This is a genomic window from Chloroflexota bacterium (assembly GCA_016197225.1).
Classification (GTDB): domain Bacteria; phylum Chloroflexota; class Anaerolineae; order Anaerolineales; family VGOW01; genus VGOW01.
Map to the genome: position 1 here is coordinate 1 of JACPWC010000059.1, position 11,700 is coordinate 11,700.

Below are 11,700 nucleotides of genomic sequence, written 5' to 3' on the forward strand. Positions count from 1 at the left end.
ATCACGACCTGGATAAATCAACACGCGCCATCGCCGAGTTTGTGCGAGACAATCCAGTGCAGGCTGTTCTCTCTGCCGACGATAGCGCGACGGTGCTGGCCGCTAGAGCCGGCCACACCCTCGGCCTGCGCCACAACTCGCCCGAGGCCGCCGAAGCCGCCCGCGACAAGCACCTCATGCGCCAACTGTTTGCCGAAGCAGGAGTGCCCTCGCCGCGCTTCAAGCTGTATTCGCTCGACGACGACGTGGAAGAGATCGCCGACGAAATCAACTATCCTTGTGTCATCAAGCCGCTCACCCTCTCCGGCAGTCGCGGCGTGATTCGCGCCGACTCGCCGCTGGACTTCATCGCCGCCCATCACCGCCTCAAATCCATTCTGAACGCCACCGGCAGTGGCGAGTTTCTGGTTGAAGATTTCATTCCCGGCTTTGAAGTGGCGCTGGAAGGGTTGATGAACAACGGCGAACTCACGGTGCTGGCCTTGTTCGATAAACCTGACCCGCTCGATGGCCCCTACTTTGAAGAGACGATCTATGTGACGCCGTCTCGTTTATCTGGCGCGACTCAACAGGCCATTGCCGACTGCGCCTCGCGCGCCGCCATCGCGCTCGGCCTGCGCGAAGGCCCCATTCACGCCGAACTGCGCATCAACGAGCAAGCCGCATGGATGGTCGAAGTCGCCGGGCGCTCCATCGGCGGGCTGTGCTCGCAAACCTTGCGCTTCGGCACGGACGTGTCGCTGGAAGAATTAATTTTGCGGCAAGCGTGCGGCTTGGAAATTCCTACAATGGAACGGGAGAAGCGGGCGGGGGGTGTGATGATGATCCCCATCCCGGCGGCGGGGATACTGAGGGAAGTAGAGGGAGTTGCCGAAGCAGATGCTGTGCCGGGGATCGAGTCAATCGAGATCACGGCCAAGTTGAATTACATGATCACGCCCTTGCCAGAAGGCGAGAGTTATCTTGGCTTCATCTTCGCGCGTGGCGAGAGTCCGGCTGAGGTCGAGTGGACGCTGAGAGAAGCGCACCGGCGGCTCAACTTTAGAATCGAGCCAGAGATCGCTTTAGCGACGGTGTGAATCCACGAAGTCACACGAAGTTTCACCAAGATTTTTCTTCGTGCTCTTCGTGGATCATTTGCTCTGCGGCGCGCCGCCTTTGGTTTGCTGTCCGCCCTTCGTCTGTTGCCCGCCTTCGCCCTCAGGAACCCAGCCTTCGGGCATGGCCGCATCTTCGCCGAAGAAGAAGTCTTCCATCTGCTCCATCAAAAACTTGGTGGCGTTCGGGTCAGCCAGCCGCAGGCCGTAGTGATTGATGAGCAGAGTGGATTGTTGCGTCCACAGTTCCCAGGCTTGCTGAGAAACGTTATCATAAACGCGCTGGCCCAACTCGCCGGGAAACGGGCGGCGGGCCAGGCCGGGCAATTCTTGTCCAAGTTTGACGCACTTCACTATTCTTTCAGCCATCGAAGTTCCTTTCGGAAGATTGAACCGCTAAGACCGCTCCGCGAGAGCGCGAAGTCTTTTCAAAAGTTTTCTTAGCGTCCTTCGCGCCTTCGCGGTAAAACTATACAGTCTAAAAGCAGGATGTCAAGCGCGATTCTTTTCATGGGAATGTTCGGCGAGTTGTCGTTTCGACCTCTCGCCGGCCTGATCGACTCCGGGGCGTCGGTGTGCGCCGTCCTTGTCCCCGCCTCAGGGGCAACCGCCACTGCGCCTCAACGTTTAACTCCGCCCGCCCCGGCTGACGACAGCCTGTCCGTCATCTCCGGCTATCCAACTCGCAACATCGTCACCCTGGCCTGGGAAAACTACATTCCCGTTTACGAAGTCAACTCACTCTCTCACCCCTCAGTTCTCTCTTCCCTCCTCTCTCTTCACCCCGACCTCATCGCCGTCTCTTGCTTCCCCAAAATTCTTCCACCCTCACTTCTGGCCTTGCCCAAACTTGGCGCGATCAACTTGCACCCCTCACTGCTCCCAAAGTATCGCGGCCCCGAACCGCTCTTCTGGCAATTTCGGAACGGCGAGACTCGGGCAGGCGTCACCCTCCACTTCATGAACGAGCGCCCTGACGCCGGTGACATCCTGCTTCAAACCGAAGTGCCTTTTGCCGATGGCATCACCGGCGCAGAAGCCGAAAGGCTGTGTGCCATCGCCGGGTCAAGGTTGATGGGTGAAGGGGTGAAACTGTTGAGAGGCGGCAACCCCCCGCGCCAAAAGCAGAACGAAGCCGACGCCACCTACTTTCCCAATCCAACCCGCGCCGACTTCGTCATCTCAACGGATCAGCCTGCACGCCGAGCATTCAACTTCATGCGCGGCGCAAACGGCTGGCCCTGGCCGTTTGAAATCCATGTTGGCGACCACGCCTTTCAAGTTCGCGAAACGATTTCTTTCTTGCCCGACGCGATTTTGGGTGAACCCTATCATCTTGAAGGCGACGAACTTCAAATCCAGTTCTCGCCAGGCGTGCTTTGCCTGAAGTCCCCCTCTCCTAAAACGTGATTTCCGTTTCAGGGATGGGGCCGGGGCGTGGCACGACTCTTGCTCAGAATCCACTATCCGAGTACATTTAGCGCATGTCCGCTTCCGAAGCCCCCTCTTCCATTTCTCGCGCCTTGCGTCACATCGGCGTGGTGCTGTTGGCCGCCGTGGCTTCGGCCACTGTTTTTGCCAATTGGACTCCGTCCTCGCTCCTGCCGTCGGGTGTGTCAAGGGCGATCTCTATTGCCAACGCCACTCGCATTGCCTCCGACTCGACGCCCGTGCCGCCTACGGCCACGCCCGCGCCCTTGCCCCTCATCGGTCTCGTGGCCGGGCACTCCGGCCCGCAAAACGACCCCGGCGCGGTCTGCCCCGACGGCCTCACCGAAGCCTCCATCAACCTTGATGTTGCCAATCGCGCCAAAGCTATTCTGGAGCAGGCCGGTTTTCGCGTTGACCTGCTCACCGAGTTCGACGACCGGCTGGTGGGTTATCGCTCGGCGGCCATGGTGTCCATCCATTCGGACTCATGCGCCTTCGTCAACGAGCAAGCCACCGGCTTCAAAGTGGCCCGCGCCCTTTACGACAAATCGCCCGAGCAGTCCGACCGCCTCGTGGCCTGCCTCACCGACCGCTATCAAAAACGCACTGAGATGAACTTTCACTCCGGCTCGATCACGGTTGATATGACCAGCTATCACGGCTTCGACGAGCTGGCCGTCGAGACGCCCGCCGCCATCATCGAGGTGGGCTTCCTCAACCTCGACCGCGACATGCTCACCAACCACCCCGACCTGGTGGCCCAGGGCGTGGCCGAGGGCATTTTGTGCTTTGCGCGAAGTGAGCCGGTGCCGTAAGTTAGAGATTGGAAGTTGGAGGTTGGAAGTTAGAAGTAGGACTACGGAACACGCAATACGCATTTGAGAATTGTGCACTGAGAATTGTGAATTGATATGGCAATCACCACCAAATACGGCATCACCATCGGCCCTTACGCCACCACCCTCAACGACGTCAACACCTTTCGCGCGCTCGGCTTTGGCGCGGTCAAACTGCTGTGCGGCGTCCACAACCCGGCCGTCGTTCCGGCCTACCGCGACGCGGGCGCGTTTATGTTGCAGGCCCGTATTGTCTACCCCGAAATCGCCGAAGGCCAGGGGCCGGCCCAGTTCGTGAACGACCGCCGGAATCAGATCGCGGCTTTCATGGATGCCGGGCTGGGCGAGTTTGAGATTCTCACTCAGCCCAACTTGAGCCGCGAAGGCTTTGGCCGCTCGTGGACATCGCCTCAAAGCTTCAACGCCTGGTATCTCGAAGCGGTGGATCGGTTGCGTAACCTCTTCCCCAACATCCGGCTCGGCTTCCCCGGCCTCTCCCCCGGCCCCGCCGATTTCAACATTGACCCGCTGGCTGGCCGCCCAACCCGGCCTGTCGGCGACGTGGACTTTATCAACAATTGCGCCGAGGCCGTTCAAGCCTCCGACTTCTTGTGCGTCCACACTTACTGGCAGAACGTCAACATGATGCGCGACATTGACCCGAACAACACGGGCTTCGGCGGTTTGCGCTTCGTGCGTTATTATCATGAACGCTTCCCGGCCATGACTCTCGTCATCTCCGAGTTTGCCAACAACCGTCCCGGCACCGGCGGTCTCCACCCGGCAGACGCCCAGTGGCGCGTCATCGGCGACGAGTACGCCGAGTTCTACACCCTCTGCGCTCAGTACGAATGGATCGAAGCCGCTTTTGCTCACACTCTGCGCGACCCCGACCTGCCCGACCAGAGCTGGGTTACGGACGACTTCGTCGAGCGCCGCATCATCGAAGGCGTCAAAGCCCGCCCGCCCATTCCCGAGCCGGGCCAACTTAACCTCAAGTGGCCCACTCAATATCAGCGCGTCACCCAGCCTTACGGCCTGCGCCAGATTGATTACTCGCGCTTCAGCGGCGGCTCCCTGCACGGCGGCCACGAAGGCATAGACCTGGCCGCGCCGACCGGCTCCGACATTTATGCGTCACTGTCCGGCACGGTTGTGCGCAGTGAAGCCTCACGCGGCAACTTCAGCAACGGCTACGGCGCTTACGGCGAACTGATTACTGTAGACAGCGACGTGCCGGGGGTGGGGCGGGTGTCGTTGACCTACGCTCACCTCAGCCGGCGGCTGGTTCCGAGAGGGGCAGTGGTGAACCGAGGAGAACGGATCGGACTCGCCGGGGCGACCGGCAACGCGCAAGGGGCGCATTTGCATCTCTCGATGCGAATCTCCGGTATCCCCCTCTACGCCCAACTCGACTACCTCAACCCCGGCCTGTACCTTGATTACGACACCGCGCCCGCGCCGCCGTCCACACCCTCACCAGGCGCGCCGCGTGTTCAGTATGAAAGAACGGTGGTGCTGTTGCCACCGCCTGCCGGGTTGGATTTTGTGGAAGCCGTCTTGCGGGCCAGTTGGAACGCGCATCGTTACACCGTCGGGGGTTCCGCCGACGACGGCGGCATCGGCGACCTCGAACGCCGCCGGGTGATCGCCATCAATCCGCAACAGTGGAACGGTGACTTGCAGGCCTGGTACAACCAACATTATCCCGGCGTGGATTACGTGCCGATCAACGCCGCCACGCCCTCGGCCCTGCAAGCCATTTTGCAAAGCTTCAACCTTGGCTCGCCGAACCCGTCCTCCTTCGTCAATCGCGGCCAGCCGCGCGAGCAGTACGCCCGCGCCTACATTCTCATCCCGCCGCCGCGCGGCGTGGACTTTGCCATCGCCGCCGCCCGCGTGACCTGGCCGAAATATCGAATCACCATCGGCGGCTCGGCGGACGACGGCGGCATTGGGGCGCTGGCCCGGCGGCGGGTCATCGCCATCAACCCCAACGAGTGGGGCGGCGACTTGCAGGCCTGGTACGCCCAAAACTACCCGGGCGTCGAATACATTCCCATCTCGGCCATCGGCGACCCCAACCAATTGATGCGGGCCTTATCGCAGTTATATCCATAGAGACGACGAAGGAGTTTGGCCGTCATTCGTCCTTCGTCCGTCGTCCATCGTCATGTCATCGCTTCTTTCTCAAGCCAGGACTCTGATCAATCAAGGCCAAAGAGCCGAAGCTCATCGTTTGCTTCAGCAGGCAGTGGCGCTTGACTCGAACAGCGTTGAGGCCTGGTTGCTGTTGGCGGCCATTGCCACGCCTGAAGCCAGCGTGATGTATGCTGAAAAGGCGCTGGCGCTTGACCCGAACAACACAACAGCGCAAGCCGCTCTGGCCTGGGCGCGCGGGCGACTCCCGCCGGAAAAACCCGCGCTCGAACTTCCCGCCGTTCCTCAGGCATATGCCGCCTCTCAGCCTCGCTATCAACCAGTTGCCGTCAGGCGTAAAAAGCCCGCGCCGCAACCTCCATCGTCCATCGTCCGTCGTCAATCGTCTTTTCCCTTCGGCCTGACGGCCCTCACCATCCTGGTCGCCCTCGTTGTCAGCGCCGCGCTACTTCTTGGCGGCGGACTGTTCTACCCGCCCATCCCTCGCGCCGTGGCCCAGGTGGGCACGCTTGCGAAAGCAACGTTCACTTTCACCCCCTCAAATACGCCGACGAACACACCGACCGCTACCGCGACGCCCACAAACACACCAACGAATACGCCGACGTTCACTCCGACCGCTACCTTGACGCCTACCAATACTCCTACCTCAACCCCCACCAACACACCGCTTCCGACGAACACGCCTCTGCCCACGGACACACCCCTGCCAACAAACACGCTTCTGCCGACCGCCAGGCCGCCCACCGCCACCGCACAACCTCCGGTGAGCGACGGCGCGCGCTGGATTGACGTCAACCTTTCCGAGCAAAGCATCACTGCTTACGAAGGCGACTCGCCTCTTGTCACCTTCATTGTCTCCACCGGAACCTGGCAACACCCGACCGTCACCGGCAAGTACAATATCTACGTCAAACACACCTTTGCCGACATGCGCGGCCCCGACTACTTCTTGCCTGACGTGCCTTACGTGATGTATTTTTATCAAGGCTATGGCTTTCACGGCACGTACTGGCACAACAACTTTGGCACGCCCATGAGTCACGGCTGTGTCAACCTGCGCACCGAAGACGCCGCCTGGCTATTCGACTTTGCCTCGGTAGGCACTCAGGTTAGGATTCACTACTGACATGCGTTATCTCATCGCCTTTTTCATCGGGCTAGCCGCCACTGTGACATTGGCCGTTGCCCCGCCCGTGGCGGCTACCCCGGCCTCCCATGTTTCGACCGGCCTCGATCCGGCTCCCCGGCACTGGGTCAGCGTTGACCTCTCCGAACAAACGCTCACCGCTTACGAAGATGAAGTGGCGATCAAGACGTTTGTCGTTTCCACCGGCGACGCTGATCACCCGACGCTCAGAGGGCGCTATCACGTAAAGGCCATGTGGGAAAAGATTGACGTCATCGGCAAAGACTATTACTTTCACGACGTGCCGCATTTCATCAAATACTACGGAAGCTTCGCCATCCACGCCGCCACCTGGCACGACGACTTTGGCACGCCCGTCTCGCATGGTTGCGTCAACATGAAACCTGAAGACGCCAAGTGGGTGTACGAGTTTCTCAGCGTTGGCGACCTCGTATATATCCACAAATGACCCGCCGATTTCAAGACAAAGTCACTCTCATCACCGGCGCCAGCCGGGGCATTGGCCGCTCGCTGGCTGGCGCGTTTGCCGGCGAAGGCTCGCGCGTCGTTCTCACCGCCCGCACCCAGTCGGAACTGGAGGCCGCCGCTCATCAAATTGAACGTGAACACCGCGTCCGTGCCCTGCCCATTGTTTGCGACGTGTCGGACGAAGCACAGGTGAAGCACGCCGTTGAAACCGCTGTAAGTGAGCTAGGCCGGGTTGATGTGTTGATCAACAACGCCGCCATCACCAACATTCGCCCGGTCTACGGCCTCACTCACTCCGGCTGGGAGCGAACCCTGGCCATCAACCTGACTGGCACTTTCCTCTTCACCAAGCACGTCTGGAAGCCCATGAAGAATCAGGGCGGGGGAGTCATCATCAATATCTCCTCGATTGGCGGGCGCAAAGGCTACCCACTGCTCTCGGCTTATTGCGCCAGCAAGTGGGGACAGATTGGCTTCTCCCTGGCCGCCGCCGAGGAGGGTAAGGCCGACAACATCCGCGTCAACGTCGTGGCCCCCGGCAAAGCCGACACCGCCTTCCGCGCCCAAATCAAGGAAGACAAGACCCAAATGCTCACCGCCGACGACTGCAACGGCATTTGCCTGTTCCTGGCCTCCGATGAAGCCAAATGGGTGAACGGGCAGGTGGTGGAAGTAGAGTGGTTCGGCCCGAATAAGGCCTAAACCTGCTGTTTTGCCTTTAGTTCTCATACGAGAGCCGACAACTGTCGGCTCTTCTGATTCCTGAGCGGAGCAAGCGTAGGTAGGAAATATGGACTTTGCACCCTTAAATAATCACTTCTTGCTTGCGTTCAAGTGGGAAACTGTGTTATAAATGTGGAAGTTTGTGGGTTAAAGTGGGGCAAAGTGGTAAACGCCGGAACGATAGTTCCGGCGTTGCCGCTTAAGTGACTGTTAGAACATATGTTTCTAGGCGAGTATTTGCATGCGTTTGATGACAAGAGCCGTCTGACCATCCCGGCCAAGTTTCGGGATGAGTTGGCTAAAGGCTGTGTCGTCACGCGCGGCTTCGAGAAACACATCATCATCTACACCTCCGAAGCCTTTGGCGACCTCATTAAGAAAGCCCAGACCATGAGTCCTACTGACCCTGAAACCCGCGCCCTGCAACGCCTGATCTTCTCTGGCGCGAGCGAATCAGTGCCCGACAAAAGTGGCCGCATCCTCATTCCGCCATTCCTGCGAGCCTACGCTGACCTCGAGGGCGAAGTCTACGTGATTGGCGTGGGCCAGTATATTGAACTCTGGAGCAAGGCCGGTTGGGATGAACAGCTTCAAGCCATGAACGATCCCGAAGCCAACTCCCGTCGCTTCGCCGCGTTGAACCTGGCGACAAGTTAACGTGCACGTCTCGGTCCTTTACAACGAAATCATAACCGGCCTTCAACCGCGCGCCGGCGGGCGCTACATTGACGGCACTGTTGGAGCGGGTGGACACGCCTTCGGGATTTTGACAGAGTCGGCCCCAACCGGCGAAGTGCTGGGGCTGGACCTGGACCCGGCCGCCCTCGGTGTCGCCGCCAACCGTCTCCGGGAGTTTGGCTCTCGCGCCCACCTGGCTCAGGCCAGCTATCTCGCCCTTGCCCAAGAAGCTCACAAGCTGGGCTGGAAGTCGGTGGACGGAATCGTGCTTGACCTGGGCCTGTCGTCTTTGCAGTTGGAAGATGCGAATCGCGGTTTTGCCTTCAAGCACGACGGGCCGCTCGACATGCGTTTCAACCCGGCGGGCGGCCTCACCGCCGGCGATCTTGTCAACGGCGCTTCGCCCGACGAGCTGGCCGACATTCTTTTCAAATTTGGCGAAGAGCGAAACGCCCGGAAGATAGTGCGAGCCATCGTGGCCGCCCGGCCCATTCACAGCACCGGCCAGTTGGCCGGGGTGGTAGCCGCCGCTGTGAAAGGGAGGCGGGAGGAAACGCATCCAGCCACCCGAACCTTTCAAGCCTTGAGAATTGCAGTGAATGAAGAACTGGACACGGTCGAGCAGGTTCTGCCCATTGCCCTGAAAATCCTGAAGCCGGGCGGGCGGCTGGCTGTCATCAGCTTTCATTCGCTCGAAGACCGGATCGTGAAGACGTTTTTTCATCGCGAGGCCCGCGATTGCCTTTGCCCGCCCGACCAGCCGGTTTGCACTTGCGGCCACCGGGCGGGCCTGAAAGAAATAACGCGAAAACCTGTCGCGCCGCCTTTGGAGGAGATTGCCCGAAACCCCCGAAGCCGGAGCGCCAAATTGAGAATTGTTGAGAAGCTCTAACTTGGCATAGACCTTGCATTTCCTGTTGAGGAGGCTGATTTCGGCCTCACACAGAGGAAAAAGACGATGCAGACTTTTGCTCAATTCCGCTACACAGAAATCTCCCGCGCTTTCAAGCAAGCGCCTTGGCGGGTGCAGACGCAAATGATCGCCACCCTGGCCGTGGTGGCGGTGGTGGTTGTGGCCCTGGGCGGCATGTACCTGGCCGAGGCCTCGCGCGCCGCCACCGCCGGGCGCGACGTGCAATCTTTGCAAGAACAAAAGGCCGCTCTGAACTTTGCCATTGACCGCCAGGAGGCTACGTTGGCCGAGGCCAAAGCCCTCACCCGGCTGGAGGCGCGCGCTCGCGAGTTGGGTTATGTGCCGGCCCTGTCGGAGCAGATGGAATTTTTGGTGGTGAACGGTTACCCCGGCGCGCAAACAGTGGCGGCGACCCCGGCGGCTGAAGTCGCGCTACCAGATTACAACGAGTCCCTGGGGACGGCGGTGGCGCACTGGCTGTCCACCGTCATCCGGCCCGGAGGGTAACGCTATGGCAGATGCTGTTCGCGGGCGGTTGCGTTTCATTCTTGGCGTTTTTGGCGTGCTGACCGGCCTGATTCTCATCAGGCTGGTCAGTTTGCAGTTCGGAAGCGCGGTTGCTTATTTTGAGCACAAATATGAGCAAGCCACCAGCTACCGGGTGGAAATTCAGTCGCCGCGTGGCCGTATCTTCGACCAACATGGCGAACTACTGGCGACGAATGGCGTGCAGTACGCGGTTGGCGCTTCGCCCGACGTGGTGACAAACGCCGACGAGTTGGCTCAAACATTGCAAACAGTGCTGGGCGTTGACCTGGCCGAGGTTCACACTCTGCTGGCGCAACGCGACGAGAAGGGCGAGTTGCTCCCATACGTCTCCATCAAGCGGCCTGTGTCTGCCGAACTGGGTGACAAACTGATCGCCATGCGCGACGACCCGAAAGGCCCGAACTTGAGCGGCCTGATCGTGGAGCCAGTGCAGACGCGGGTGTACCCGGCCGGCCGGCTGGCGGCGAACGTGCTGGGTTTTGTAGGCTACGACAACAAGGGCTATTACGGCGTCGAAGAGTTTTACAACGACATTTTGGCCGGGCACTCGGTGGTGGGCATCAAACAAGTGGTGCCATTCGACGTGGCCCTCAACCCGACTCCGGATCAGGGCGCCGACCTGTATTTGACTCTCGACCGCGACATTCAATTTCTGGCCGAGCAAACGCTGGCCGGCGCAACGCAACGCTACGGCGCTGAAGGCGGCACGATCATCGTGATGGAGCCGAAGACGGGGCGCATTCTGGCTATGGCGGTAACGCCGTCTTTTGACCCGAACAACTTCCTCAACGAACCGGACGCCGCTCGCACCAACGCCGCCATCAGTTCCCAGTTTGAGCCGGGGTCGGGCTTCAAAGTGCTCACCATGGCCGCCGCTTTGCAGGCCGGTGTTGTGACTCCCGAAAGCACCTACCTCGACACCGGCTACATCGAAGTGGGCGGCGTGGGCGTTACCAACTGGAACCAGGCGGCCTGGGGGCCGCAGGACATGACCGGCCTGCTCCAACATTCGCTCAACGTCGGCGCGGCCTGGCTCTCCACCAACATGGGGCCGCAGACGTTTTACAGCTACATGACCGCTTTCGGCATTGGGCAGGGCACCAATGTTGACTTGAGCGGCGAGGCCTCTGGCCGCCTCAAGCGCCCCGGCGACTCGGACTGGTACGAATCTGATCTGGGCACGAACGCATTTGGGCAGGGTGTGGCGACCACGCCGATTCAATTGTTGACGGCGACCTCGGCAGTGGCAAACGGCGGGGCGATGATGCAACCGCACTTGCTGGAACAGGTGGTGGACAAAGACACCGCCCACACCACCCAGCCGCAAGTGCTGGGGCGGCCCATCTCGGCTGACGTCGCCAACATGCTTTCGGTGATGTTGGCCACGAGCGTGGAGCGCGAAGCTTCTGCCGCGCTGGTGCCAGGCTACCGGATCGCCGGTAAAACCGGCACGGCCCAAATTCCGATTCCGGGCGGTTACGACAAGACCAAGACCATCACCACGTTTGTGGGGTGGGGGCCGATTGATGATCCCCGATTCATTGTGCTGGTGAAGCTGGACAAGCCCAGCGCGTCCATTTGGGGTTCGGAGACCGCCGCGCCGGCCTTTGGTGAATTGGCGAAACGGCTGGTAGTGCTCATGGAAATTCCGCCGGATGAGGTGAGGCAGAAGATAACGGCGGCAGGGCAGTGAAC

At 60.3% G+C, this 11,700-nt stretch carries 12 protein-coding genes; 11 read left to right on the top strand and 1 reads right to left on the bottom strand.

What is annotated here, in order from left to right; genetic code table 11:
- The coding region (locus HYZ49_10250; GenBank protein ID MBI3242661.1) for an ATP-grasp domain-containing protein at positions 1 to 1,079 on the top strand (1,079 nt) is incomplete at its 5' end.
- Positions 1,080 to 1,133: 54 nt separating this feature from the next.
- Here HYZ49_10250 and HYZ49_10255 read toward each other — a convergent pair.
- Entirely contained in the window at positions 1,134 to 1,466 is a 333-nt protein-coding gene (locus tag HYZ49_10255) for an oxidative damage protection protein (GenBank protein ID MBI3242662.1), read from the bottom strand.
- Between the two features lie 120 nt (positions 1,467 to 1,586).
- Here HYZ49_10255 and HYZ49_10260 point away from each other — a divergent pair, with 120 nt between their 5' ends.
- The 10 genes from HYZ49_10260 to HYZ49_10305 all read left to right on the top strand — a co-directional run bounded on the left by HYZ49_10260 (position 1,587) and on the right by HYZ49_10305 (position 11,698).
- Entirely contained in the window at positions 1,587 to 2,507 is a 921-nt protein-coding gene (locus tag HYZ49_10260) for a hypothetical protein (GenBank protein ID MBI3242663.1), read from the top strand.
- A gap of 74 nt (positions 2,508 to 2,581) precedes the next feature.
- Complete coding sequence (locus HYZ49_10265) at positions 2,582 to 3,343, top strand: N-acetylmuramoyl-L-alanine amidase (protein MBI3242664.1); 762 nt, start codon at positions 2,582 to 2,584, stop codon at positions 3,341 to 3,343.
- Between the two features lie 96 nt (positions 3,344 to 3,439).
- On the top strand, positions 3,440 to 5,485 hold the full coding sequence (locus HYZ49_10270) for a M23 family metallopeptidase (GenBank protein ID MBI3242665.1): 2,046 nt from the start codon (positions 3,440 to 3,442) through the stop codon (positions 5,483 to 5,485).
- A gap of 52 nt (positions 5,486 to 5,537) precedes the next feature.
- The gene (locus tag HYZ49_10275) at positions 5,538 to 6,653 is read left to right on the top strand and encodes a L,D-transpeptidase family protein (GenBank protein ID MBI3242666.1); all 1,116 of its coding nucleotides are present in this window, start codon (positions 5,538 to 5,540) and stop codon (positions 6,651 to 6,653) included.
- 1 nt (position 6,654) lies between these two features.
- Positions 6,655 to 7,122, top strand: coding sequence for a L,D-transpeptidase family protein (locus HYZ49_10280; protein MBI3242667.1), 468 nt, complete (start codon positions 6,655 to 6,657; stop codon positions 7,120 to 7,122).
- The gene (locus tag HYZ49_10285; GenBank protein ID MBI3242668.1) at positions 7,119 to 7,844 is read left to right on the top strand and encodes an SDR family oxidoreductase; all 726 of its coding nucleotides are present in this window, start codon (positions 7,119 to 7,121) and stop codon (positions 7,842 to 7,844) included. Before HYZ49_10280 ends, HYZ49_10285 begins: the two co-directional genes overlap by 4 nt.
- 258 nt (positions 7,845 to 8,102) lie before the next feature.
- The gene (mraZ, locus tag HYZ49_10290) at positions 8,103 to 8,522 is read left to right on the top strand and encodes a division/cell wall cluster transcriptional repressor MraZ (GenBank protein ID MBI3242669.1); all 420 of its coding nucleotides are present in this window, start codon (positions 8,103 to 8,105) and stop codon (positions 8,520 to 8,522) included.
- 1 nt (position 8,523) lies between these two features.
- Positions 8,524 to 9,435, top strand: coding sequence for a 16S rRNA (cytosine(1402)-N(4))-methyltransferase RsmH (gene rsmH, locus HYZ49_10295; GenBank protein ID MBI3242670.1), 912 nt, complete (start codon positions 8,524 to 8,526; stop codon positions 9,433 to 9,435).
- A 66-nt stretch (positions 9,436 to 9,501) separates the two neighbouring features.
- Positions 9,502 to 9,963 carry a hypothetical protein gene (locus HYZ49_10300; GenBank protein MBI3242671.1) on the top strand — a complete coding sequence of 154 codons (462 nt, stop codon included), beginning with the start codon at positions 9,502 to 9,504 and terminating at the stop codon, positions 9,961 to 9,963.
- A 4-nt stretch (positions 9,964 to 9,967) separates the two neighbouring features.
- Positions 9,968 to 11,698 carry a penicillin-binding protein 2 gene (locus HYZ49_10305; GenBank protein MBI3242672.1) on the top strand — a complete coding sequence of 577 codons (1,731 nt, stop codon included), beginning with the start codon at positions 9,968 to 9,970 and terminating at the stop codon, positions 11,696 to 11,698.
- Positions 11,699 to 11,700: the final 2 nt, after the last annotated feature.